Consider the following 25,329-nt stretch of genomic DNA (forward strand, 5'->3'; position numbering starts at 1 on the left):
AAGGGTCAGCTTCGACACGTCGATGCCGACGACGTGGGACGGGGCATGTTCCAGAAAGGCCATGGCAGTGGTATCCTGATCGTGCTTCGGATTGTTCGCGGGCGTGGTGTCGGCCAGAGGCCCCATCAACTCTCCAAGCGGGAAAAGGAAGCGGCAGGGACCCTGATGACGACGGGCGAAAGCCCAACCCCGGTCCGGTCGCCTGCCACTGGTCTCCCGGCGGTTCAGGCCGGGAGACCGCCCAAACTCTACCACCTCTTCAGACGAACAACCCCGGCCGCAGGCGAAGCCGGAGAGCCGGGAACCATTGGCGCCCTCAGCAGGCGCGAGGCGGGACGCACCGCCACCTCCTCGGCTGTCATACCTGCGAAGGCAGGTATCCAGTATCCGCTGCGGCCTATGGCGGCGCGAAGGCAGAAGCTTTCCGCCTTCCGGCGGCAATGTTGAGTCCTCACTCAAACCGTTCGAGGTTACTGGTTCCCGGTCTTCGGCTACGCCGAAACCGGGACGACATCCTGCGGGTGGGGTTCGCGTCGGCGTGTCGTTTCCGCCGTTCCTGTCGCTCAGGCCTCTCCTTGGCGTCCTCCCGGACGAGGCCGAAGGCCGAAGATCCGGGACCGGGGAGGCACGGCGGTCGGGGCGTCGTTCGGGAGTGCCTTCGTGAGGCTCTCGGCTCTCCGATCCCGCATCTCCGCTTACGCTTCGTGCGGGATGACGCGAGGAGAGATTGGCGGGCCTCCGCCGCCGCTCTGGGAACGAATAGACCCCGGCTCTGCGCTTGCGCGCGGCCGGGGTGACGGCCGAGAGGATGCGAGGCCGTGCTTCTTTCTCGGGGTGACGGCTGAGGGGATGCGAGGTCGCGCCTCTCCCTCGGAGGCCGTCCCGGCCGCGAAGGTCGTTGAGGCATCCGCAAAAGCTGCGAAATGACAGAGATTTTTTAACGACGGCCGTTTGTCGGCAATCCTGTTTCTCGCGCTGGGGCGCGCGGCTGCGTAAGTCGTGAACGATAGCTGCCGGGAGCAGCGGACGGGACGGTCGCGCCGAGGGCGCTCCGGCCGCCGCCGCGCATCTCCCGGCCTCGTGCACGAGGAGACATCCGTGTCCAACCGGGGAAGCCATCTGCGCCGTCTCGAGGCGCAATCCATCGAGATCATCCGAGAGGTCGTCGCCGAGATGTCGCGACCGGTGATGCTGTACTCGATCGGCAAGGATTCGAGCGTCATGCTGCATCTGGCGCGCAAGGCGTTCTACCCGGCGCCGCCGCCGTTTCCGCTGCTGCATATCGATACGACCTGGAAGTTCCGCGAGATGATCGCCTTCCGCGACCGCATGGCGGCGGAAGCGGGCATGGAGCTGCTGACCCATACCAACCGGCAGGGGCTGGCGGAGGGCATCAACCCGTTCGACCACGGCTCGTCCTATTACACCCAGGTGATGAAGACCGACGCGCTGAAGCAGGCGCTGTCGCATTACGGCTTCGACGCGGCCTTCGGCGGCGCCCGGCGCGACGAGGAGAAGTCGCGCTCCAAGGAGCGGGTGTTCTCCTTCCGCACCGCCTCGCATGGCTGGGACCCGAAGAACCAGCGCCCGGAACTGTGGTCGATCTTCAACACGCGGGTGCGTCCGGGCGAATCGCTGCGCGTCTTCCCGCTGTCGAACTGGACCGAGCTCGACATCTGGCAATACATCCGCTCCGAAAACATCCCCATCGTGCCGCTCTACTACGCGGCCGAGCGCCCGGTGGTGGAGCGCGACGGCATGCTGGTGATGGTCGACGACGAGCGCCTGCCGCTGCGCCCCGGCGAGGTGCCGCAGAGGCGCCAGGTGCGGTTCCGCACGCTCGGCTGCTATCCGCTGACGGCGGCGATCGACTCCGCCGCCACCACCCTCGACGAGATCGTCACCGAAATGCTGATCGCCCGCACGTCGGAGCGCTCCGGCCGGCTGATCGACCACGACGAGGCGGCGTCGATGGAAAAGAAGAAACGCGAAGGCTATTTCTGAGGATCGACCCATGAACCAGGCATTGCCTTCCCTCGCCGGCCAGGCGCTCGACCATCTCGGCGATCACGAACGGAAAGGGCTCTTGCGCTTTCTCACCTGCGGCAGCGTCGACGACGGCAAGTCGACGCTGATCGGCCGGCTGCTGCACGACACCAAGCGGCTGTTCGAGGACCAGGTGGCGGCCCTGCAGAAGGACTCGCGCAAATACGGCACGCAAGGCGAGGAGCTCGACTTCGCGCTGCTGGTCGACGGGCTGGAGGCCGAGCGCGAGCAGGGCATCACCATCGATGTCGCCTATCGCTTTTTCGCCACTGAGGAGCGCAAGTTCATCGTCGCCGACACGCCGGGCCATGAGCAATACACCCGCAACATGGCGACGGGCGCCTCCAACTCGGATCTGGCGATCATCCTGATCGACGCGCGCAAGGGCGTGCTGCAGCAGACCCGCCGGCACTCCTTCATCGTCTCGCTGCTGGGCATCCGCCATGTGGTGGTGGCCGTCAACAAGATGGACCTGGTCGGCTACGACCGCGAGGTGCTGCAACGCATCCGCGCGGAGTATGAGGCGTTCTCGCAAGGATTCGGCTTCGAGACGCTGGAAGTGATCCCGATGTCGGCGCTGACGGGCGAGAACGTCACCCGCCGCAGCGCGGCGATGGACTGGCACGACGGCCCGACGCTGCTGGAGCATCTGGAAGCGGTGGAGGTCGCCGGCGAGGATCGCCTCGGCCCGTTCCGCATGCCGGTGCAATGGGTGAACCGGCCGAATCTCGACTTCCGCGGCTATGCCGGCACCATCGTCAGCGGTGCGATCCGCCCCGGTGACAAGGTGGCGGTGGCCGCCTCCGGACGTGTCGCCACGGTGGCGCGCATCGCCACCATGGACGGCGACCTGGACGAGGCGGTGGCGGGCGATGCGGTGACCATCACCCTTCAGGAAGAGGTCGACATCTCGCGCGGCGACGTGCTGAGCCCGCCGGAAAGCCGGCCGGAGGTCTCCGACCGGCTGAGCGCCCATGTGATCTGGATGGGCGACCAGGGGCTGCGCACCGACCGCAACTACGTGATCAAGGCCGGCAAGCGCAGCACCACCGGCGTGGTGGCGCGGATCGAGCACGGCATCGACGTCAACTCGCTGAAGCACCTGCCGGCGAGCACGCTGGCGCTGAACGAGATCGGCTTCTGCGAGATCCACCTGAGCGCGCCCATCGCCTTCGACCCCTATGAGGTCAATCGCGAGATGGGCTCCTTCGTGCTGATCGACCCGCTGACCAACCAGACGGTCGGCGCCGGCCTGATCTGGGCAAGCCTCAGGAAGGCGGACAACATCCACCGCCAGGCCTTCGACATCGACCGGGCGGCGCGCGCGCGGTTGACCGGGCAGACGCCGCGGGTGCTGTGGTTCACCGGCCTGTCGGGCGCCGGCAAGTCGACCATCGCCAACCTGGTGGAGCAGCGGCTGCACGCGCAAGGACGGCTGACCTTCCTGCTGGACGGCGACAATGTGCGCCACGGGCTCAACCGCGACCTCGGCTTCACCGAGGCCGACCGGGTGGAGAACATCCGGCGGGTCGGCGAGGTGGCGCGCCTGTTCACGGAAGCCGGCGTGATCACGCTGGTGTCGTTCATCTCGCCGTTCCGCTCGGACCGGCAGATGGCGCGCGATCTGTTCGCGCCGGGCGAGTTCGTCGAGATCCATGTGCACGCACCGCTGGACGTCGCCGAGACGCGCGATCCCAAGGGTCTCTACCGCAAGGCGCGGGCCGGCGAGATCAGCAATTTCACCGGCATCGACAGTCCTTACGAGGCGCCGGAGGGGGCCGAACTGGTGCTCGACACGGTGGCGCGTCCGGCCGAGGAACTGGCCGACGAGGTGATCCGCTATCTCGGCCTGTAGAGCTTGAGGCCTATGCTGAAAAAACCGGCCGGACGACGCGCGTCCGGCCGGTTTTGCCGTCTTTTTCGGCGGCCTTGCCCGCGAATTGAGCGCAGGCCAAAATTGCTTGATGCTTGGGCAATTGCGGGGCAGTCTCTCCGGTGACCCTTCATAAAAACACCAGTGGGGACACCATGCGGAGACTTTTTGGCATTGCTTTCGCCCTGACGCTGGCCGCGCCGGCGGCGATGGCGCAGACCGAGATCAAGTTCACCCTCGACTGGAAGTTCGAGGCCCCGGCCGCGCCCTTCTTCATCGCCCAGGATAAGGGCTATTTCGCCGAGGAAGGCCTTGCCGTCACCATCGACACGGGCGCGGGCTCGCGCGAATCGATCCCGCGCGTCGCCACCGGCGCCTATCAGATGGGATTCGGCGACATCAACGCCCTGATCAAGCTGATGGACGAGCAGCCGGACCTCAAGGTCAAGGCGGTGATGATGGCCTATGAGCGCCCGCCCTTCGCGGTGATCGGCCGCAAGAGCCTGGGCGTCACCGAGGATCCGAAGTCGCTGGAGGGCAAGAAGCTCGGCGCCCCGCCGCCGGACGCCGCCTTCGGCCAGTGGCCGGCCTTCGTCGATGTCGCCGGCCTCGACACCTCCGGCATGACCATCGAGAATGTCGGCTTCCCGGTGCGCGAGCCGATGCTGGCGCAGGGCCAGGTCGACGCGATCTTCGGCTTCTCCTTCTCCTCGGTGATCAACCTGAAGTCGCAGGGCGTGCCGATGGACGACATCGCCACGATCCTGATGGCCGAGAACGGGCTCGACCTCTACGGCAACGTGGTGATGGTCAACACCGACTTCGCCGAGAGCAATCCGGAGGCGGTGAAGGGCTTCGTCAAGGCGCTGGTGCGCGGCTTCCTCGACACGATCGCCGATCCGGAAGCCTCCGTGCCCTACGTTCTGAAGCGCAACGAGGTGCTGGACGAGGCGACCGAGATCGACCGCATCCTGATGGCCGTCGAGGGCTCCATCGCCACCCCGGCGGTGAAGGCCAACGGCTTCGGCGGCATCGACATGGCCAAGCTCGCCCAGTCGATGGAGTATCTGAAGGCCTCGATGGGCGTGAGCGACACGCCGCCGGCGCCGGAACGGGTGTTCGACGCCTCCTACCTGCCGCCGGTCGAGGAGCGGATGATCAAGTAAGGCCTGCGCCCGCGCCGTTTCTCCTCGTCTCGCGAGACGGGAAGGGGAGGCGCGGGCGTCGTTTCCTCAGGCTTGTCGGCGCCAGCCCCGCATGGCGCCTCGCGCCGGGTGCCACCGCCCGTCCTGCAGCCCGCGAAGGCCGCATCATCTCTCGGAGTATCGCCCCGCCGTGACCGGTTTCGTCGATCTCAACAACATCCGCCTTGCCTATGACGGCGGCGACGGCACGCTCGCCCTCGATGGCCTGACCATGGCCGTGCAGAAGGGCGAATTCGCCGCCGTCGTCGGCCCCTCGGGCTGTGGCAAGTCGACCCTGATGAAGCTCGCCACCGGGCTGATCCGGCCGCAGGCCGGCACCGTCGAGGTCGCCGGCAAGGAAGTGGACGGGCCCGTCTCCGTCGCCGGCATGGCCTTCCAGAACCCGTCGATGCTGCCCTGGCGCACGACGCTGAAGAACGTCATGCTGCCGCTGGAAATCGTCCAGCCGCACCGGCGCCGGCTGAAGAGCGAGTATGAGAGCTATGTTGCCCGCGCCGAAAGCCTGCTGGAGGTGGTCGGCCTCAAGGGCTTCGGCGACAAGTTCCCCTGGCAGCTCTCCGGCGGCATGCAGCAGCGCGCGAACCTGTGCCGCGCGCTGATCCACGACCCGGCGCTCCTGATGCTCGACGAGCCGTTCGGCGCGCTCGACGCCTTCACCCGCGAGGAGTTGTGGCAGGTGATGCGCGACCTGCACGCGGAAAAGGGCTTCACCGTCATTCTGGTGACCCACGACCTGCGCGAGGCGGTGTTCCTCGCCGACCGCGTCTTCGTGATGAGCGCGCGCCCCGGCCGCATCATCGTCGAGCGCCAGGTCGAGTTCCCGCGCCCGAGGCCGATCGACCTGACCTATGACGGGGACTTCAACGACATCGTCCACGAATTGCGCGGACACATTGCCGAGGCGAGGGCCGCCGCATGACCAACGAACGCTGGATCAAGGCCGCCCCCTGGCTGTGGACGATCGGCCTGTTCGTCGTCTGGGAAGCGGCGTGCAAGGGCCTCGACATCGCCGTCTTCATCCTGCCGGCGCCGACCGACATCTGGGCGGCCATCGTCAAATACTGGTCGCCGATCTGGAAGAACTCGCTGCAGACGCTGTTCACGACGACGGTCGGCTTCCTGCTGGCGGTGGTCGGCGGGCTGGCGCTCGGCCTTGCCATCGGCTGGAGCCGGGCGATCTATGCCGGGCTCTACCCGCTGATGATCGGCTTCAACTCGATTCCGAAGGTCGCCGTCGTGCCGATCCTGGTGATCTGGTTCGGCATCGGCACGGTGCCGGCGGTGCTGACCGCCTTCCTGATCGCCTTCTTCCCCATCGTCGTCAACGTGGCGACCGGGCTCGCCACCATCGAACCGGAGATGGAGGACGTGTTGCGCGCGCTCGGCGCGAAGAAGATGGACATCATGCTGAAGGTCGGCATCCCGCGCTCCATGCCCTATTTCTTCGGCTCGCTGAAGATCGCCATCACGCTGGCCTTCGTCGGCTCGGTGATCTCCGAGACCGTGGCCGCGAATGCCGGCATCGGCCACATGATGCTGGCGGCGCAGTCGCAGTTCAACGTGCCGCTGGTCTGGGCCGGCCTCGTGGCGCTCGCCGTGCTCGGCATCGTCATGTATGCGGCGATGGCCTGGCTGGAGATGCGCATGACCGGCTGGGCGCACCGCTCGGGCCGCAACTGATCGCCGGCACTCGCCTGTAGCGCAACGGCGCAACACTCCGGCGGAACCTGCCGCCGGAGGCCTTGCGGGGTGTAGGCAAGCGGCGCGCGAGCCTGTAACACGGTCGGCACCAGCCGCCGGAGACCTGCATGTCGTTCCTCTATGTCCTGAAGCGCCGCATCCAGCGGAACCTGCCCAAGCCGCTCCAGCGCAAGCTCCAGGAGGCGATCTATTTCGCGCTCTACCGGCTGTCGCCGGCCCGCCACCAGAACTTCTTCAACAGCGGCTATTCGCCGGCGGAAGCGCCGTGGACGGAGCTTGCGCCCTTCGACAGGGAGCCGCTGCAGGCGACGCTTTACGACAAGGTGCTGTGGGAACTGACCCGCGAGGCCGCCGGAGGGGGAGGGGCCGATGGCGCCGACTGGGCCGACATCCTCGACATCGGCTGCGGCCTCGGCGGCGGCGTGCAGGTGGCCCATCACCGCTTCCCGCAGGCGCGGATCACCGGCGTCGACGTCAATACCAGCGCGGTGAGCGTCGGCCGCAAGCGGCTGCAGCACATCCCCTCCATCCGCATCCTGCAGGGCAATGCACGCGACCTGCCGCTGGCCAACGGCTCGTTCGACATGATCTTCAGCGTCGGCGCGGCGAGCTATGTCGGCATGGACGCCTTCATGCAGGAGGCCGCGCGCGTGCTGCGCCCCGGCGGCGTCCTCAGCTTCTCGGTCGGCTACACGGACAAGGACTTCGCCGACCAGCGGGAGATCGTCGACGCGCTCTGCGAGAAGAACGGGCTCGACGTGCACAAGGTGGTCGACATCACCGAAAACGTCTTCGCGGCGATTGCCGAGGACGTGCCGCGCCGGCGCGAGCTGATCAACCGGGTGCCCTGGCCGTTCCGCGACTACGCGCTCGACTGGGCCGACATGCCCGGCACCATGCGCTACCAGGAATATGTCGACGGCCGCCGCCTCGACTACGCGGTCTGCTGCGTCAAGCGCTGAGGGCGAGGGTGGTCAGCGCCGCTGGGCCGCCTGCGGCACGCCGCTCGCGGGAGCCGGGGCGGTGCGGGGACTGCCGAACTCGGTGTCGATGACGTCGCGCAGCTCGCGATAGAGCACCACGTCGAACTCCAGATATTCCTGCACCTTGTCGATCTGCTGCAGCCGCTCGGCCAGCTCCATCGTGCCCGGCAGCACGTAAGGTTCGTAGCCGGCGAACAGGTTGCGGCCGATGGCCTCCTCGACGCAGGTGTTGAACTCGTCGATCCGCTCCTCGACGCCGACCGCGTCGAACTCGGCCAGCCGGTCCAGCGCGATGCTGATATGCCGTTCCTCCGGCTCGTCGCCCTGGTCGCAGACCAGCGCGCGCAGGAACGGGTCGGCAATCGCCTGGATCTGCTGCGGACGCAGCCGCGTGAAGGCGTCGTGCAGGGAGTCCTCGTTCTCCAGGTCGATGGTCTCGCACAGGCCGAACAGGTTCTCGAGACCGGCGACGAGGTTTTCCAAGAGCTTGCGGTTCGTGGACCGGGAGATCTGCTTGATCATCACCAGCCGCTCGGCGAGCTCGACGACGGGGTCGCGCAGCAGGGCGAAGCGCATATAGTCGCGGCTCAGCAGGAACTCGGCGATGCGGTTGTGATTGCTGCGGCCCATCACGAACAGCGAATGGGCATTGTGGTTGATCAGGATGCTGGAGATGGTCGCGAAGGTGATGCGCTCGCTGTTGGTATAGGTCAGGCTGAACAGGTCGTTCGCCATGTTGCGCATGCGGATCTGCGGCACGACGCAGAGGTTGAAGAACATCACCCGCTTCTCGATCCGGTAGGGCGAGGCGGTATGCCGGTGCACCATCAGCCCGGTTTCCTGCTCGACGAGCTGGACGTTCTCCGCCTTCTGGATGCCCTTCACCACCTTGTCGTCGATATGGAAGCCGACGAAGCCGGTCGTGTGAAGCCCCAGGTCCTTGATGTCCTGGCGGTTCACGTTCGGGCCGACGACGGCGATTTCCTCGTCGTTGACGATCACCTTCACATGCGGCGTGCCGCCCGGATTGGTGGGCACGATCCAGCCGGAAAGGACGCCGTTGGCCTGTCTGTCGATATGAAACTGCACTGTGCCGGCTCTCCCGGGGCTGTCCCGTCAGATCGCGTGGTCCTTCACCGAGGCGACGATCAGCGAGGCGATCGCCCACAGGACGAAGGAAATGAAGAAGATCATGAAGATGCCCGCCGCAACGCGCGGATAGAGCGCGGTGTCGGGCACGGCGGGACGGACGATCTCGACGAGGTAGAGCTGCTGGCGCTCGGTCTCCTGGCGCGCCTTCTCGTAGGAGGAGACGGCGATGGAATAGCGGTTGGCGGCGAACTCCTCCTCCAGCCGCAGGTTCTCGAAGCTGGCGACCACGTCGGACACGGTGCCCTCGCTGCGCCCCTGCGAGGCGAGCAGGCCCTCCTGCGCGGCGATCTGCGCCTTGACCTCGGCCAACTGGCGCTCCAGCACCTGCCGCGGCGCGAAATCCTGGTCGAGCATCGCCGCCGTCGTCTCCAGCCGCGCCTCCAGCTCGATCCGCTTGAGCATGAGCTGCGACAGCACCTGGCCGATGGACTCGGCCGTCATCGTCGGGTCGATGGTCTCGCTGACATTGCGGTAAAGGCGCAGCGCCTCGCGCGCCTCGGCAAGACTGCCCCGGGCAAGCTCGACATCGGCCAGCGCCACGCGCAGCGCCTCCTCGCGGGCGCGGCGGGAGATCTCGTTGACGAGGGTCTCGCTCTTCTCGACCACCTGCCGGGCCAGCCACTCCGCCTCCTCGGCCGAGAAGGCGGTCGCCTCGACGGTGATGATGCCCGACTGGGTGTCGAGCGAGGCGGTGACGCGGCGGTGCCAGTAGTCGACGATGTCCTCCCAGGTCGCGTCCCGCTCCAGCGTCGCGAAATAGTCGCCACGATCCGGGTTGAACAGACGGAAGACGGTGTCCTTGCCGCCGATATCCTCGATGATCGCCCGGCTCTTGACATAGTTGAGCACGGCGAAACTGTCGGGGCTGGTGCCGGAGACGCCGGCGACCTTGGCGACCATGGCGAGCGCGCCGCTGCCGACCTCCTGCTGGGTGTCGCCGCTGCGCACCATGAAGCGGGTTTCGGAGGCGAAGATGTCGGAGGCGATAACGAGGAAGTAGAGCGCGGCGAGCACCGTCGGGATCATCACGAAGATGCCGAAGCTGCGCCAGAGCCCGCCGCCGCGCCGGCCGGACGTGTCGGTCTCGCGCAGCTCCTTCAGGTCCTCGCGGACGCTGCGCACCAGGCCGGTGACCTTCGTGCCGGCCCGCGCCAGCGGCCCGCGCGAGCGCGGGGCAAGGCCCTCGGTGTCGCTGCTGCCGCCGGTGACCTTGACGGCGCGGGCGGCAACGCCTTCCGGACGCGCCGCCTTGCGCTCGCCGGCATTTCCCTGCGACTTCGGCCCCTGTGCCTTGGGGGGCCGTTCCCTGGTGCCGGGAAGGCGCGAAAGCAGTCTTTGCATCGTCACGTCCAGCGCCTCGCGTCCATCGTCATGCCGCCAGATGGTTGCGGATGAGCACCGCAAGGCCGACCAGTGCGCCCCAGGCGGAGATGCACAGCACCAGGACCACGGTCCATGACCAGATCCGGCGCGGATATTCGGCGTCCTCCGGCAGGGTCGGCTGCATCACGACCGCCGTATAGACCTGCCGCCGGTCAGCGTCCAGCCGCGCCCGCTCGTATTCCAGGCTCGCCTGGGTGTACTGCTTGCGGGCGATCTCCTGGTCGAGCAGGTAGCGGTCGAACAGCGCCTTGGTGGTCGACAGCGTCTCGCCGGTGCTGCCCGGCGAGGCGATCTCCTGGCGCAGCCGCACGATCTCGCTCTCCAGCGTCTCGATCTGCCGGGCGAGGAAGCGCATCTGCGGCGTGTCGGCATTCATCGAGCCGAGCGCCGCGCGCTGGCGCACCCGCATGTCGGAGAGGCGGACCTCCAGCTCCGTCGCCACCGCCGAGATCGACTTGGCATAGAGCTCGGGATCGAGCAGGCCGGTGCTGTTGCGCAGCGCCGCGAGGTCCTCGCTGAGCGCCTTCAGCCGTTCCTGCGCCTGGTCGAGATCCTGGCGGTTGAACTGCAGCAGGTCGGCGCGGGCGCGGGCCGACAGCTCGTTGACGAGCTGGTCGACGGCCTCCAGGATCAGGCTGTTGATCTCCTGCGCGTCCTGCGCCGAGAAGGCCTGCACCGTGACGGTGACGATGCCCGACAGGGTTTCAACATGCACCCCGACCCGCTCGCGCCAATACTCCATGAAATCCTCGATCGGATCGCCTTGCGGAAAGCGCGAGAAGACATCGATGTCGGGCGAGTTGAACTTTCCGAACAGGTCGGTCCGCTCCAGCAGGTGATCGACGAGGGCGCGGCTGTGCACGTAGCTCTGGACGACCTTGGCCTCCTGCATGAGGTTGCCGGTCGGCAGTCCGGTCAGCGACATGAAGGCGGCCGGCGCCGAAGCCTTGAAGTTGCGCAGCGAGAACTGCATCTCGGACTCGTAGCGATCCGAGGCGATGAGGCCGAAATAGAGGCCGGCGACCAGCACCGGAACCAGCACCACCAGCAGCCCGCTGGCGATGATCGACAGCAGGAACAGCCGCTCGCCGCGCCGGCGACGGAAGCCGCCGCCGCCGATGACGCGGCGGTTCGAGCGGATGCGCCGGCTGGCCTCCTTGAGGGCCGCCGAGATCGCGTCCGTGCGCCTGCCGGTCTTCGGTGCCTCGGCGACCACGTCGCCGCCGCCGCCGAGCACCACGTCTATGAGCGCGTCCGACATCTTCTCCGCCATTCGCGGCGAGCCTTTCGCCCGCCGCCGCTACATGTTCAACTGTTTGTACATCTCGACCGCATCCGAGACCGAATCGAAGAAATACATCTTCCCGTCGGCGAGCACGATGCCACGGTCGCAATACATCTGCACAAGCTCGATGCTGTGCGAGATCATGATCATATCCGAATATTGCTTGCGCTTGTTGAATTCGTCCCGGCAACGCTGCTGGAAGCGGGAATCGCCCACCGCCATCACCTCGTCGATCAGATAGCAGTCGAAGTCGATCGCCATCGACAGGCCGAAGGCGAGGCGCTGCTGCATGCCGGAGGAATAGGTGCCGAACGGCGCGTCGATGAACGGGCCGAGCTCGGCGAAATCCTCCACGAAGCGCACCGCCTTGCGGATGTCCTGCCGGTAGACGCGGGCGACGAACTGGATGTTCTCGCGGCCCGTCAGCGCCGGGTGCAGGCCGCCGGCGAAGCCGAGCGGCCAGGACACGCGCGAGTCCCGCACGATGCGGCCGCTGTTGGGCATCTCCGTGCCGGCGATCAGCCGCATCAGGGTCGACTTGCCCGCGCCGTTGATGCCCATGATCCCGTAGCTGACGCCCTTGTCCAGCCGGAAGCTGATATGGTCGAGCACGATCTTGAGCGTCTTCTGCGCGCGGTAGAACTTGAAGACGTTCTGGAACCTGATCATTTCATCAAGAGCTTTCCGCGCACCGCCCGCTCCGCCGCAAAGCCGAGCAACAGGGTGAAGAGCGAGACCTGTACCACATAGAGCGGGTCGAGCGTCCCTTCCGCATAGCCGTCGTAATAGGCGGTGCGCAGCCACGAAATGCAGTGATACAGCGGGTTGTAGACGATGTAGTCGAGCACCCAGGACGGCATCATGCTCGGCAGGTAGAGCGCGCCGGAGGTGATCCACTGGGCGATCATGATCAGGATGAAGATCGCCACCCACATGGGAAACAGCACCAGGATGACGCAGCTCAACAGGCCGACGGAAATGCCGTAGAGCACCGTGACGGCAATGGCGGCGATGGCGATCTCCGGCCGGTTGGGCAGGAAGTCGACGCCGGCGATGTAGAGGATCGCGCAGAAGGCGATCAGCACGCACATGGCGGTGATCATCTCCAGCACCGCGCGCGCCAGGATGATGTCGATCACCTTGACCACCGGAAACAGCAGCATCGGCTTGTTCTGCTGGATCGCCATCATCATCATCCGCCCCGGATAGAGGCACAGGATATAGGGCATGATGCCGGTGCCGAAGAACACCACGTTGTTGGTGCCGAGCGGCACGGCGCGCCCCAGCGCCACCCACACGCCGAGCATCGCCAGCAGGTGGGTGAGCGGCCACGCGACCGCGATGACGAAACCGATCGCCGTACGCCCGAACCGGGTGCGCATGTCGCGCAGGATGAGCGCGCCCATCACGGCCTTCTGGTTGGCCAGGGCGGCGACGAAGGACGTCGTCATGTCACTCCCGAAGCTTCCGGTTCCGCTTGCGCATGTTGCGCTGCGGTACAATTGACCGGGGAACGCGACGATTCCATGGCATGTCCGGGCGCGCGGGGCAATCTCGTCATGCCTCCAGCCTGTCGGCGACGATCCCGGCCAGCGCCAGCGCCGAGGTGAGGCCGGGCGATTCGATGCCGTACAGCGCGACGAGGCCGGCATGGCCATGCTCGCGAGGTCCGTCGATGCGGAAATCCGCCGCCGGCGCGTCGGGGCCGGAGATCTTCGGCCGGATGCCGCTGTAGTCCGGCCGCAGCGCGCCGTCGGCCAGCCCCGGCCAGTATTTGCGGATCTCGGCATAGAAGCCGTCGGCGCGGCGCGGGTCGACCGTGTAGTCGAGGCTGTCGATCCACTCCACGTCCGGGCCGAAGCGGGCCTGGCCGCCCATGTCGAGCGTCAGGTGGACGCCGAGGCCGCCGGGCTCGGGCACCGGATAGACCAGCCGCGAGAACGGCGCGCGCCCCGCAATCGAGAAATAGCAGCCGCGGGCGAAATAGGCTTGCGGTGCCTGCGTGCCGGCAAGCTGGCCGGCGAGCGAGGGCGCGCCGTGGCCGGCCGCGATGACGAGGGAGCGGCAGGTGAGGGCGAAGCCGTCGGTGCCGTCCGCCACCGTCAGCCGGTAGCCGCCGTCGACGGGCGCAAGTCCGGTCACTTCTGCACCGCAGACCACCTGGCCGCCACATGCCTCCAGGGAGCCCTGCAGGGCCAGCATGAAGGCATGGCTGTCGAGAATGCCGGTGGAGGGGGAGAGCAGCGCCGCCTCGCAGGCCAGCCGCGGTTCCAGCGCCAGCGCCTCGGCGCGGGGAAGAAAACGCAGGTCATCGACGCCGTTCGCCGCCGCCTTCGCCTGGATCTCGGCGAGTGTGGCGACCTGCTCGGGCGCGGTCGCGACGATCAGCTTGCCGAGCCGGCGATGGGCAACGCCGTGCTCCCGGCAGAAGCTGTAGAGCATCTCGCGCCCGGCCAGGCAGGCGCGCGCCTTGAGGCTGCCGGCCGGATAATAGATGCCGGCATGGATCACCTCGCTGTTGCGGGCGCTGGTCTGCGAGCCGATGATCGGATCCTGTTCGAGAACCATCACCTCGCGCCCGCGCAAGGCGAGCTCGCGCGCGGCGGCAAGGCCGATCACCCCGGCCCCGATCACCACCGTCTCGACATCCATCCCCCGCTCCTTCCCAAGCTGCCGGCCCAAGCTGCCGGCCCAAGCTGCCGGCCCAGGCTGCCGGCAAACCGCCGCAATTGCGTGTGACGTCGCTTAGGCCATCGCCGGGGTCATCGCAACAGGAAGCGGATCGAGGCCCTACTGCGCTCTTGTTCGTCGCGGCTGGGTCTTCTATACAACGGCGGGTCCGTTCCGTTTTTCGAACTCTCAAGGACAGGCATTCATTTCCATGGCCGTTGACGTTACCAGCCTTGAAATTCCCGAAGTAAAGATTATCCGGCCAAGGAAATTCGGCGATCATCGCGGGTTTTTCTCCGAGGTCTACAACAAGAAGGCCTTTGCGGAAGCCGGGATCGAGCTCGATTTCATCCAGGACAACCATTCCTATTCGGCGGAGGTCGGCACCCTTCGCGGGTTGCACTATCAGGGCGGCGAATTCGCCCAGGACAAGCTGGTGCGCTGCGTGCGCGGCCGCATCCTCGACGTGGCGGTGGACATCCGCAAGGCGTCGCCGACCTTCGGCAAATGGGTGTCGGCGGAGATCTCCGCCGCCGAGTGGAACCAGATCCTGGTGCCGGTGGGCTTTGCCCATGCGATCCTGACGCTGGAGCCGGATACGGAGATCATCTACAAGGTGACGGGCCACTACGCGCCGACCCATGATTTCGGCATTCGCTGGAACGATCCGGACCTGGCCATCGACTGGGGGATCGACGAGGACAAGGTGATCCTGTCCGACAAGGACCGCGCGCAGCCCTTCTTCAAGGATGTGGTCCACTGGTTCTGACGGGAGTGACGGTTTCCAAGGCGGGTGCGCCCGCAATTTAATCAATATTTTCGTACATGCGGCTTGATCGCCTCGCCTTGGGCTGCAAAATGCGCCGCCGGTGGCGACGCCGCATGGACCTAGGATCGGGGCAGGGACGAGGGCATCCGGGGCAGGAGGCCTTCCTGGAATTGCTAAGGGGCTGGTGGAGTGCCGCCGGCCCACAACTCGAACGCGGTCGGTGTTTGCATGGAAACTGTACTGGTCACGGGTGCGGGCGGTTATATCGGAACCACCCTCGTGCCGATGCTGCTGGAGGAAGGCTACGCGGTCCGCGCGGTCGACCGGTTCTTCTTCGGTCGCGAGCTTCTCCCCGAGCATGAGCGGCTGGAGATCGTACGACAGGACACGCGCCTGATCGATCCGGCGCTGTTTGCCGGCATCGATCATGTGATCGACCTTGTCGCCATCTCCAACGATCCGTCCGGCGAGGAATTCAGCCGCGAGACCGACCAGATCAACCACGTCTCGCGCGTGCGCTCCGCAAGGCTCGCCCGCGAGGCCGGCGTCAAGCGCTACGTGCTGCCGTCCTCCTGCAGCCTCTACGGCTTCCAGGAGCCCGGCGTCATCGCCGACGAGACGACGCCGACCAACCCGCTGACCGCCTATGCGCGCGCCAACGAGATGGCCGAGCACGGCGTGCTGCCGCTCGCCTCCGACGATTTCACGGTGGTGGTGCTGCGCCAGGCAACGGTCTACGGCTACAGCCCGCGCATGCGCTTCGACCTTGCCATCAACGGCATGGTGTTCGGCGCCTGGAAGACCGGCAAGCTGCCCCTGATGCGCGACGGCAGCCAGTGGCGGCCGATGGTGCATGTGCGCGACACCGCGCGCGCCCAGATCTTCATGCTGAGCGCCCCGGCCGACAAGGTCAACGGCCAGATCTTCAATGTCGGCTCGGACGAGAACAACTACCAGATCGGCCCGCTGGCGCAGATCGTCGCCGACACCCTGCCGAACGAGGTCGCCATCGAGTGGTACGGCGATCCCGACCATCGCTCCTACCGGGTCGCCTTCGACAAGATCGAGGCGCTGGGCTTCAAGGCCGAACTGACGGCGGTCGACGGCGTGCGCGACGTGCTGGCGGCGCTGGAGGACGGGCGCACCGACAAGACGACCCAGACCATCACGCTTGCCTGGTACAAGGAACTGGTGAGCTGGCACGAGCGCATCAAGGAGCTCGAGCTCAACGGCGGCATGCTGCGCATCTGAGGCTTCCCATGAAAACGATCCTCCTTGGTCCCGGCGGCCAGCTCGGCACGGATATCCGCCGGGTGAACGAGGCCGCGGGCAGCCCGCTCGACATCGTCTCCGTCGACCGCGACCGGCTCGATCTCGGCGATTTCGACGGGGTGCGCGAATTGCTGTCCGCCGCCGAATTCGACGTGCTGGTGAACTGTGCGAGCTATCACAAGACCGACGAGGTCGAGAGCAACGCGCAGCACGCCTTCACCATCAACGCCCATCTGGTTGCGCTCCTTGGCGAACTGGCGCAGGCGAAGTCGGCGCGTTTCGTCCATGTTTCCACCGACTATGTGTTCGGCGGCCAGGACAAGCGCAGCCCGCTGCTGGAAGACGATGCGCGCGCGCCGGTCAATGTCTACGGCGCCAGTAAGGCGATGGGCGAGGATCTTGCCCGGCTCGCCTGCGAGACCACGACAATCCTGCGGGTCGCCTCGCTGTTCGGCATCGCCGGGGCCAGCGGCAAGGGCGGCAATTTCGTCGAGACGATGATCCGCTTCGCCCGCGAGCGCGGCCACCTGCGCGTCGTCGCCGACCAGCAGATGTCGCCGACCTCGACGAAGGACATTGCCGCCGCGCTGCTGGAGATGCTGCGCAAGGATGTGCCTTCGGGCATCTGGCATGTGGTGAATTCGGGATCGGTCACCTGGCACGGCTTTGCCGAAGAGATCGTCCGCAAGGCCGGGATCGCCGCGACGGTGGAGCCGATCCCCTCGGCGGAGTTTCCGACGCCGGCGCGCCGGCCGGCCTATTCGGTGCTGTCGAACGACAAGCTCGCCTCCGTCATCGGCGCGCCGCGCCCCTGGCAGGAGGCGCTGGAGGACTACATGGCCGAGAAGGGGCACCTGGCGTGAAGGGGATCGTGCTCGCCGGCGGCTCCGGCACCCGGCTCTATCCGCTGACGCTGGTGACCAGCAAGCAGTTGCTGCCGGTCTACGACAAGCCGATGATCTATTATCCGCTGTCGGTGCTGATGCTGGCCGGCATCCGCGAGATCCTGATCATCTCCACCCCGCGCGACCTGCCGAGCTACGAGGCGCTGCTCGGCGACGGCAGCCAGTGGGGCATCAAGCTCTCCTATGTGGTGCAGCAGGAGCCGCGCGGTCTGGCCGAGGCCTTCATCCTCGGCGAGCGCTTCATCGACGGAAGCCCCTGCGCCCTGGTGCTGGGCGACAACATCTTCTACGGCCACGGCCTGTCGGAACGGCTGGTCAAGGCCTCGGCGCTGACCGCCGGCGGCAAGGTCTTCGCCTATCACGTGCAGGACCCGCAGCGCTACGGCGTCGTCGAGTTTGACGAGGCGGGACGGGCGGTGTCACTGGAAGAAAAGCCGGCAAACCCGAAATCCAACTGGGCGGTCGCCGGGCTCTATTTCTACGACGCCGAGGTGGTCGAACACGCCCACCAGGTGCGCCCGTCCGCCCGCGGCGAACTGGAGATCACCGACATCAACCGCCGCTATCTGGAGGCGGGGCAACTGACGGTGGAAAAGCTGGGCCGGGGCTTTGCCTGGCTCGACACCGGCACCCATGACAGCCTGATGGAGGCCTCGGAGTTCATCCGCGCGATCGAACACCGGCAGGGGCTGAAGGTCGCCTGCCTGGAAGAGATCGCCATGGTGAACCGCTGGATCGCTCCGGAAGACGTCGCCGAACTCGCCAAGCCGCTCGCCAAGACGCTGTATGGCGAGTACCTCCTGCAGATCAGCGGACGAAAATAGGCCAGACGGAACATGCTCGGGCAGGTCATCCACCCAGTCATCTTCTTCTTCTACAGGATCCTCAACCGGATCTGGTACCTGTACTGGTACTTCCTCGTCATCATGCCTTACGAGGTCTATGCCCGCTTCGTCTGCCGGCTCGACCCCAAGCTCTATTCGGAAAAGCGCCGCATCCTCGGCGTCACCGAAGGGCGCCGCTCGCATGAGGGCAAGCGCTTCGCGATCTTCGTGATTTACACCAAGGCCGACATCCAGGTGTTCACGCGCACGGCGATCGACGCGCTGAACGCCCGCGGCATCAACATCGTCTTCGTCACCAACATGCGGGCGAGCGGCAGCGTGCGCGAGGACCTGCTCGACAATTGCCATCTCTTGATCGAGCGCGAGAACCTCGGCCGCGACTTCGGCGCCTACAAGGACGGCTTCAGCCTGCTGCGCCAGCGCGAGCCGGTGATCGACAAGCTGATCCTGATGAACGACAGCGTCTATTACCTGCCGAACGGTCTCGACAAGATCTTCGCCAGGCTGGACGCGGACGAGCCGTTCATCGGCCTGACGGAAGTGTTCGAGCACCACTACCACGTCCAGTCGTTCCTGCTGGCCTTCAACCGCGAGGTGATCGAGGCGCCGGCCTTCCTGGAATACTGGGACAAGTACCTGCCGATCAGCACCCGCCGCTGGTCGGTGCACAAGGGCGAGGTGGGGCTGACCAAATGCGTGCTGCGCAAGGTCGGCCAGGGTCCGCATATCATCGTCAACCCGGTCGAGGTCTACAACATCCTCGTCGGCATGGATTTCGGCGAGCTCAAGTCGACCATCGACCTGGTGCCGTTCCGCAACAGGAACCTGCTGCGCAAGCAGCTCTACAAGCTGATCGAGCTGCGCTCCAGCCAGGCGATCTCGGAGGAGGCGCTGGCCCAGGGCCAATTCATCGAGCGCTTCGCCGATCTCGTCAACACCGCGCGGGCCAAGGGCACCTCGCTCGCCGATGACGACGACGTCACCAAGGCGCTGGACCTGCGCTACGACTTCCAGAGCCGGCGCAACCTCAGCGACTTCAAGGTGGCGGAGTTCATCGAGGGCTACGTCAAGCTGATGACCGAGCGCAACCAGATCCATTTCGGCGGATTTCTCTACTACAAGTTCCTCGGCATCCCGATCCTGAAGCGGGACCTCGTCTATCGCGGGGTCTACACGTTCGAGCAGATCAACAAGATCATCGACGATCTCGACCTGCCCTTCGCCGAGGACATCCGCGTCGACATCCGCAGCAAGGGGATGGGGCGCTACTACAAGGGCTTCAAGAAAGTCCTGTTCCGCTACGGCTCGATTTGAGGACGGGGTCGACACCCATGGCAAGACGACTGTTCCGTCGGTTCATCAACACGGTCTCGGGAGCGCGGCGCGCGGTGGTGCTGCCGCAGGCGCGGGCCGCGCAGGACAAGGCGCTCGACGACCGCTACGACATGCGGGTGGCGCGGCCCGAGAACGCCATCGACCTGTTCGAGGGCGAATGGTCCGGCGCGCTGCCGGACCTGCCCTCCAACGGCAAGCCGGCCTTCTTCACCGATCCGCGCATCGACTTCTTCGAGCGCGCCTGCGGCGGCTACACGGGCAAGAGCGTGCTGGAACTGGGGCCGCTGGAGGCCAGCCACACCTATATGCTGCAGAAGAAGGGTGCGGCCTCGATCACCTCCATCGAGGCGAACACCCGTGCCTATTTCAAGTGCCTGATCGTCAAGAACAATTATCGGCTCGACAAGGCCCAGTTCCTGCTTGGCGACTTCCTGAAATACCTGGACGAGGAGCCGCGCCGGTTCGACGCGATCGTGGCGAGCGGCGTGCTCTACCACATGAGCGATCCGGTGGCGCTGATCGAGGCGATGTGCCGGAGCGCCGATGCCATCGGCATCTGGAGCCACTATTACGACCACGACATCATCTCCCGCCATCCGGTCTATGCCGGCCGTTTCGCCGCGCCCGAGACGATCCAGCATCGCGGCGTGCCGGTGACCATGAGCCGGCAGACCTATGTGCAGCAGGTGCTCGACTGGAAGGGCTTTTGCGGCGGCGCCGAGCGGGTGACCCGCTGGGTGGAGAAGGCTTCGCTGCTGCGCCTGTTCGATGCGCTCGGCTTCGACGTGGAGATCGGCAAGGACGACCCGGCCCATGTCAACGGGCCTGCGCTGACCTTCGTCGCCAGAAAGCGGAAGGGCGCATGATGGCCGGGATCCTGCAGCGGATCGCAGGCGCGCTGACCGGCAGCAAGGCGCGCGAGGAGGCGGACAAGCCGCATTTCCAGCGCGACTACGAGCGCCATGTCCGCAAGCTGAAGGACAGCCATCCGCTGGACGAGGCGATGTCGCTGGCCGTCGGCGGCCATTACGACATCCAGGGCCGCATCCATCTGGAACTGCTGCGCTCGCTCGGGCTGAAGGACGGCGACAGCCTGATCGACCTTGGCTGCGGCAGCGGCCGCACCGCGCGCCAGCTCGCCGCGAACGGCAGCTATCGCTATCTCGGCATCGACGTGGTCAAGGACCTCATCGACTATGCCCGCGCCCACACCCCGGCCGACTACCGCTTCCACATCTCCACCGACCTGACGATCCCGGCGCAGGATGCCTCCGCCGACATCGTCTATTCGTTCAGCCTGTTCACCCATCTGCTGCACGAGGAGAGCTATCTCTACATGCAGGAGGTGCAGCGGGTGCTGCGGCCGGGCGGGACGTTCCTGTTCTCGTTTCTGGAGTTCGGCAGTATCGGCCATTTCCCGGTGTTCGCCGGCAGTGTCGAGCAGCAGAGAAACGGCACCAAGCCGGTGCTCAACATGTTCATCGAGCGCAACGTCATCGAGCTCTGGGCGGAGAAGCTCGGCTTCGCGGTGGAGAGCTATATCGACGGCAACCGCGAGATCGTGCCGCAGGGCCGGCTCGGCCAGACGGGGGCGGTGCTGCGGCGTCTCTGACGGCGGGACAGGGGCTCCGGCGGCCCTTGCGGACCTGACGTCAACGGCTTGATCGCGCCGCTGCGAGCAACTAGAAGGAGCTGACGGAATGAGTGTCGACGCGGGTGTTTGCCGCCGGTTCATCCGTTCGCCAGGGAGCCCGATCGGGTCGTGCCAGATTTCGGCCGACGGGGGCGAAAAAGGCCGAAAGAGCCATAACAGACAAACCGGCAGCCAGGGAGCGGCTCGCCTTGCGGGATACCGTGCCGGCCTCGTTTCGAACGGGGCCTCGGCGGGGCGCGAGGTCGCGTGATGCATCAGGAAGGGTCGAACTTGCAAATGGACGGAATGGCACCCGGCCGCCTCGACAATCTCAGGACGCTCGAGGCGGAAAGCATCCACATCATCCGGGAGGTGGCGGCCGAGTTCCGCAATCCCGTCATGCTCTATTCGATCGGCAAGGATTCCTCCGTCCTGCTGCATCTGGCGATGAAGGCTTTCGCGCCCTCGCGCCTGCCGTTTCCCCTGATGCATGTCGACACGACGTGGAAGTTCCGCGAGATGATCGCCTTCCGCGACGAGACGGCGAGGCGCATCGGCGCCGACCTGATCGTGCACACCAACGAGGAGGGGATCCGGCAGGGCATCGGCCCGTTCAGCCACGGCTCCTCCGTGCATACCAACGTGATGAAGACCGAGGCGCTGAAGCAGGCGCTCGACAAATACGGCTTCGACGCGGCCTTCGGCGGCGCCCGCCGCGACGAGGAGAAGAGCCGCGCCAAGGAACGCGTCTTCTCCTTCCGCAGCAAGGCCCATGCCTGGGACCCCAAGAACCAGCGCCCGGAACTGTGGAACCTCTATAACGGGCGCATCGCCAAGGGCGAGTCGATCCGCGCCTTCCCGCTGTCCAACTGGACCGAGCTCGACATCTGGCAGTACATCCTGCTGGAGAACATCCCGATCGTGCCGCTCTACTATGCCAAGCGGCGGCCGGTGGTGCGCCGCGACGGCATGCTGATCATGGTCGACGACGAGCGCATGCCGATCGGTCCGGGCGACCGGGTCGAGGAGCTGCTGGTGCGCTTCCGCACGCTCGGCTGCTACCCGCTGACCGGGGCCATCGAGTCCGACGCCGATACTCTGCCGGCGATCATCCGCGAGATGCTGATCGCCCGCACCTCCGAACGCTCCGGCCGCCTGATCGACCACGACGACAGCGCCTCGATGGAAAAGAAGAAGCGCGAGGGGTATTTCTGACCATGCTCAACCCGGATCCGACCACCTCCGACGAGGCCGTGCGCGAGTACATCCTGTCCCAGGTCAACAAGGACCAGCTCCGCTTCCTCACCTGCGGCAGCGTCGATGACGGCAAATCGACCCTAATCGGGCGGCTGCTCTACGACACCAAGCTGATCTTCGAGGACCAACTCGCCGCGCTGGAGCGCGACTCCACCCGCCACGGCACGGTCGGCGACGACATCGACCTGGCGCTGCTGGTCGACGGGCTGGAGGCCGAGCGCGAGCAGGGCATCACCATCGACGTCGCCTATCGCTTCTTCGCCACCGACCGGCGCAAGTTCATCGTCGCCGACACGCCCGGCCACGAGCAATACACCCGCAACATGGCGACCGGCGCCTCGACCGCCGATCTCGCCGTGCTGCTGGTCGATGCCCGCAACGGCTTGATGACCCAGACGCGGCGGCACGCCTTCATCGCCTCGCTGCTCGGCATCCACCACGTGGTGCTGGCGATCAACAAGATCGACCTCGTCGGCTATTCGCAGGAGCGGTTCCGCGAGATCGAGGCCGAGTTCCGCGCCTTCGCGCAAGGCTTCGACTTCGAGACGCTGGTGGCGATCCCCCTGTCGGCCCGCTACGGCGACAATGTCACCGCCCCGGGCGACAACATGCCCTGGTATCAGGGGCCGACGCTGCTGGAGCATCTGGAGACGGTCGAGGTCGGCCGCGACGACGCTGCCCGTCCGTTCCGCTTCCCCGTCCAGTGGGTGAACCGCCCGAACCTCGACTTCCGCGGCTTTTCCGGCACCATTGCCGGCGGCCGCGTCAGCGTCGGCGACGAGGTCGTGGTGGCCGCCTCGGGCCGCACCTCGACGGTGAAGACCATCCTGTCGCAGGTGGGCGAGGCGCAAAGCGCAGCCTCCGGCGAGGCGGTGACGCTGGTGCTCGCCGATGAGATCGACGCCTCGCGCGGCGATGTGATCGCTTCCGCCGCCGCCCGTCCGGACGTTGCCGACCAGTTCGCCGCGCATCTGATCTGGATGTCGGAGGACGCGCTGCTGCCGGGCCGCTCCTATCTGCTGAAGATCGGCACGCGGACGGTCACCGCCTCGGTGACCGAGATCAAGCACAAGATCAACGTCAACACCTTCGAGCGGGTCGCGGCCAAGACGCTGGAGCTGAACGAGATCGCCTTCGCCAATCTGGCGCTGACGGTGCCGGTCGCCTTCGACCCCTATGAAGCGAGCCGCACCACCGGCTCGTTCATCCTGATCGACCGGCTGACCAATGCGACGGTCGGTGCCGGCATGGTCTGGTTCGCCCTGCGCCGGGCGACCAACATCCACTGGCAGGCGCTGGAAGTGGACCAGGCGGCGCGCGCGCAGAGCCTCGGCCAGATCCCGGCGGCGCTGTGGTTCACGGGCCTGTCCGGATCCGGCAAGTCGACGGTCGCCTCGCTTCTGGAAAAGAAGCTGCATGTGCGCGGCCGCCACACCTACACGCTGGACGGCGACAATGTGCGCCACGGGCTCAACCGCGACCTCGGCTTCACCGATGCCGACCGGGTGGAGAACATCCGGCGCGTCGGCGAGGTGGCGCGGCTATTCGTCGATGCCGGCCTCTTGACGCTGGTCTCGTTCATCTCGCCGTTCCGCAGCGAGCGCGCCATGGCGCGCGAACTGTTCCCGGACGGGCGCTTCATCGAGGTCTTCATCGACACGCCCATCGAGGAGTGCCGCCGGCGCGACCCGAAGGGCCTCTATCGCAAGGCGGATGCGGGCGAGCTGCGCAACTTCACGGGTGTCGACAGCCCCTACGAGGCGCCGGAAAACCCGGAACTCCACATCCGCACCCTCGGCCGCGATCCGGAGGAGATCGTCGACGAGATCATCGCCTATCTGGAGGCGAATGACCTGATCTGAACACCGGCCCCGGCTCCCTGATTGCAGGGAGCCGGGACCGATGGCAGCGGGAAAGGCAACCTTGTGACGCGCGTCATAATGTTGCTGCGACGGCTGGCCATGATGCGCTGCAACAATCGGAAGCGACGGGACTCAGGGCATGGCCGAGGAAACTGTTCTGGTGACGGGTGGGGGCGGCTATATCGGCTCCCATTGCTGCAAGGCTCTGCGCCGCGCCGGCTATCAACCGGTGGCCTTCGACAATTTCGCCACCGGCTGGCGCGAGGCCGTGCGCTTCGGGCCGGTGGAGGAGGGGGATCTCGCCGACCGGGCGCGGCTCGACGAGGTCTTCGCCCGCTGGCAGCCGGTTGCCGTCATGCATTTCGCCGCCCTGTCGCAGGTCGGCGAGTCGATCCAGCACCCCGAGCGCTACTGGCGCGGCAATGTCGGCGCCACGCTGACCCTGGTGGAGGCGGCGATTGCCGCCGGCTGCCTCGACTTCGTCTTCTCTTCGACCTGCGCCACCTATGGCGAGCAGGACGGGGTGGTGCTGGACGAGGACACGACGCAGGCGCCGATCAACGCCTATGGCGCCTCCAAGCGGGCGATCGAGGACATGCTGCGCGACTTCTCCGTCTCGGCCGGCCTGCGCCACACGATCTTCCGCTATTTCAACGTGGCCGGCGCCGATCCGGACGGCGAGATCGGCGAATGCCACGTGCCGGAAACCCACCTCATCCCGCTGGTGCTCGACGCGATCAGCGGCCGGCGCGACGCCATCACCATCTTCGGCACCGACTACCAGACGCCGGACGGCACCTGCATCCGCGACTATGTGCATGTCTGCGATCTTGTCGATGCGCATCTTTCGGGGCTCAATTGGCTGCGCGAGGGGAAGCCCAACCGCGTCTTCTGCCTGGGGACCGGGCGCGGGTTCTCCGTGCGTGAGGTGATCGAGGCGGCCACCCGCGTCACCGGCCAGGCGGTGCCGGTGAAGGAAGGTGCGCGCCGCGCCGGGGACGCGACGCAACTGGTCTGCGGCTCCACCCGCGCGCGCACGGAACTGGGCTGGGATCCGCAGCGCTCCGCCCTCGACGAGATGATTGCGGATGCCTGGCGCTGGCACCAGCGCGGCGCCTATTCGAAGTGATTGATCGGCAGAACTTTCAGATCG

At 66.4% G+C, this 25,329-nt stretch carries 22 protein-coding genes; 16 read left to right on the forward strand and 6 right to left on the reverse strand.

What is annotated here, in order from left to right:
- The first annotated feature begins 1,080 nt into the window (after positions 1-1,080).
- The 6 genes from cysD (TSB10GB4_RS04310) (at position 1,081) to TSB10GB4_RS04335 (ending at position 7,787) form a co-directional block, all read left to right on the forward strand.
- On the forward strand, positions 1,081-2,004 hold the full coding sequence (cysD, locus tag TSB10GB4_RS04310; protein ID WP_371328852.1) for a sulfate adenylyltransferase subunit CysD: 924 nt from the start codon (positions 1,081-1,083) through the stop codon (positions 2,002-2,004).
- A 10-nt stretch (positions 2,005-2,014) separates the two neighbouring features.
- Positions 2,015-3,901, forward strand: a complete 1,887-nt coding sequence (gene cysN, locus TSB10GB4_RS04315) for a sulfate adenylyltransferase subunit CysN (RefSeq protein ID WP_186394705.1) — start codon at positions 2,015-2,017, stop codon at positions 3,899-3,901.
- A gap of 173 nt (positions 3,902-4,074) precedes the next feature.
- Entirely contained in the window at positions 4,075-5,085 is a 1,011-nt protein-coding gene (locus TSB10GB4_RS04320; RefSeq protein ID WP_186394706.1) for an ABC transporter substrate-binding protein, read from the forward strand.
- Positions 5,086-5,254: 169 nt separating this feature from the next.
- On the forward strand, positions 5,255-6,043 hold the full coding sequence (locus TSB10GB4_RS04325) for an ABC transporter ATP-binding protein (RefSeq protein WP_186389805.1): 789 nt from the start codon (positions 5,255-5,257) through the stop codon (positions 6,041-6,043).
- Positions 6,040-6,804, forward strand: a complete 765-nt coding sequence (locus TSB10GB4_RS04330; RefSeq protein ID WP_186389804.1) for an ABC transporter permease — start codon at positions 6,040-6,042, stop codon at positions 6,802-6,804. The genes TSB10GB4_RS04325 and TSB10GB4_RS04330 overlap by 4 nt, the downstream gene beginning before the upstream one ends.
- Before the next feature lie 128 nt (positions 6,805-6,932).
- Positions 6,933-7,787, forward strand: a complete 855-nt coding sequence (locus TSB10GB4_RS04335) for a class I SAM-dependent methyltransferase (protein ID WP_186394707.1) — start codon at positions 6,933-6,935, stop codon at positions 7,785-7,787.
- 12 nt (positions 7,788-7,799) lie between these two features.
- Here the strand turns inward: TSB10GB4_RS04335 and TSB10GB4_RS04340 are convergent, their stop codons facing one another.
- The 6 genes from TSB10GB4_RS04340 to TSB10GB4_RS04365 form a co-directional block, all read right to left on the reverse strand.
- Positions 7,800-8,897, reverse strand: coding sequence for a hypothetical protein (locus TSB10GB4_RS04340; protein WP_186389802.1), 1,098 nt, complete (start codon positions 8,895-8,897; stop codon positions 7,800-7,802).
- Between the two features lie 27 nt (positions 8,898-8,924).
- Entirely contained in the window at positions 8,925-10,301 is a 1,377-nt protein-coding gene (locus TSB10GB4_RS04345) for a hypothetical protein (RefSeq protein ID WP_186394708.1), read from the reverse strand.
- Between the two features lie 28 nt (positions 10,302-10,329).
- A complete protein-coding gene (locus TSB10GB4_RS04350) occupies positions 10,330-11,616 on the reverse strand; it encodes a hypothetical protein (RefSeq protein ID WP_186394709.1) in 1,287 nt (428 codons plus the stop codon).
- 27 nt (positions 11,617-11,643) lie between these two features.
- The gene (locus tag TSB10GB4_RS04355) at positions 11,644-12,297 is read right to left on the reverse strand and encodes an ABC transporter ATP-binding protein (RefSeq protein ID WP_186394710.1); all 654 of its coding nucleotides are present in this window, start codon (positions 12,295-12,297) and stop codon (positions 11,644-11,646) included.
- Positions 12,294-13,079: an ABC transporter permease gene (locus tag TSB10GB4_RS04360; RefSeq protein WP_186389798.1), complete on the reverse strand. Its 786-nt coding sequence runs from the start codon at positions 13,077-13,079 to the stop codon at positions 12,294-12,296. Before TSB10GB4_RS04360 ends, TSB10GB4_RS04355 begins: the two co-directional genes overlap by 4 nt.
- Positions 13,080-13,185: 106 nt before the next feature.
- Positions 13,186-14,280, reverse strand: coding sequence for an NAD(P)/FAD-dependent oxidoreductase (locus TSB10GB4_RS04365; RefSeq protein WP_186394711.1), 1,095 nt, complete (start codon positions 14,278-14,280; stop codon positions 13,186-13,188).
- Positions 14,281-14,509: 229 nt separating this feature from the next.
- On the opposite strand from TSB10GB4_RS04365, the gene rfbC reads away from it, so the two are divergent.
- The 10 genes from rfbC (at position 14,510) to galE (ending at position 25,305) form a co-directional block, all read left to right on the forward strand.
- On the forward strand, positions 14,510-15,067 hold the full coding sequence (rfbC, locus tag TSB10GB4_RS04370; protein ID WP_186394712.1) for a dTDP-4-dehydrorhamnose 3,5-epimerase: 558 nt from the start codon (positions 14,510-14,512) through the stop codon (positions 15,065-15,067).
- Positions 15,068-15,295: 228 nt separating this feature from the next.
- Entirely contained in the window at positions 15,296-16,318 is a 1,023-nt protein-coding gene (locus TSB10GB4_RS04375) for an NAD(P)-dependent oxidoreductase (protein ID WP_186389795.1), read from the forward strand.
- Positions 16,319-16,326: 8 nt separating this feature from the next.
- A complete protein-coding gene (rfbD, locus tag TSB10GB4_RS04380) occupies positions 16,327-17,202 on the forward strand; it encodes a dTDP-4-dehydrorhamnose reductase (protein ID WP_186394713.1) in 876 nt (291 codons plus the stop codon).
- Positions 17,199-18,068 (forward strand): glucose-1-phosphate thymidylyltransferase RfbA, encoded by an 870-nt coding sequence (rfbA, locus tag TSB10GB4_RS04385; RefSeq protein WP_186394714.1) that lies wholly within the window; start codon positions 17,199-17,201, stop codon positions 18,066-18,068. Before rfbD ends, rfbA begins: the two co-directional genes overlap by 4 nt.
- Before the next feature lie 12 nt (positions 18,069-18,080).
- Complete coding sequence (locus tag TSB10GB4_RS04390) at positions 18,081-19,403, forward strand: rhamnan synthesis F family protein (protein ID WP_186394715.1); 1,323 nt, start codon at positions 18,081-18,083, stop codon at positions 19,401-19,403.
- Positions 19,404-19,420: 17 nt separating this feature from the next.
- The gene (locus tag TSB10GB4_RS04395) at positions 19,421-20,290 is read left to right on the forward strand and encodes a bifunctional 2-polyprenyl-6-hydroxyphenol methylase/3-demethylubiquinol 3-O-methyltransferase UbiG (RefSeq protein WP_186389791.1); all 870 of its coding nucleotides are present in this window, start codon (positions 19,421-19,423) and stop codon (positions 20,288-20,290) included.
- Positions 20,287-21,036: a class I SAM-dependent methyltransferase gene (locus tag TSB10GB4_RS04400; protein WP_244296472.1), complete on the forward strand. Its 750-nt coding sequence runs from the start codon at positions 20,287-20,289 to the stop codon at positions 21,034-21,036. Before TSB10GB4_RS04395 ends, TSB10GB4_RS04400 begins: the two co-directional genes overlap by 4 nt.
- Before the next feature lie 318 nt (positions 21,037-21,354).
- Positions 21,355-22,272 (forward strand): sulfate adenylyltransferase subunit CysD, encoded by a 918-nt coding sequence (gene cysD / locus TSB10GB4_RS04405; protein ID WP_244296477.1) that lies wholly within the window; start codon positions 21,355-21,357, stop codon positions 22,270-22,272.
- A gap of 2 nt (positions 22,273-22,274) precedes the next feature.
- Positions 22,275-24,176 carry a sulfate adenylyltransferase subunit CysN gene (gene cysN / locus TSB10GB4_RS04410; protein WP_186389788.1) on the forward strand — a complete coding sequence of 634 codons (1,902 nt, stop codon included), beginning with the start codon at positions 22,275-22,277 and terminating at the stop codon, positions 24,174-24,176.
- A gap of 139 nt (positions 24,177-24,315) precedes the next feature.
- Positions 24,316-25,305 (forward strand): UDP-glucose 4-epimerase GalE, encoded by a 990-nt coding sequence (galE, locus tag TSB10GB4_RS04415; RefSeq protein WP_186394716.1) that lies wholly within the window; start codon positions 24,316-24,318, stop codon positions 25,303-25,305.
- The last annotated feature ends 24 nt before the right edge of the window (positions 25,306-25,329 follow it).

The organism is Stappia sp. TSB10GB4, from assembly GCF_900185745.1.
Lineage (GTDB): Bacteria > Pseudomonadota > Alphaproteobacteria > Rhizobiales > Stappiaceae > Stappia.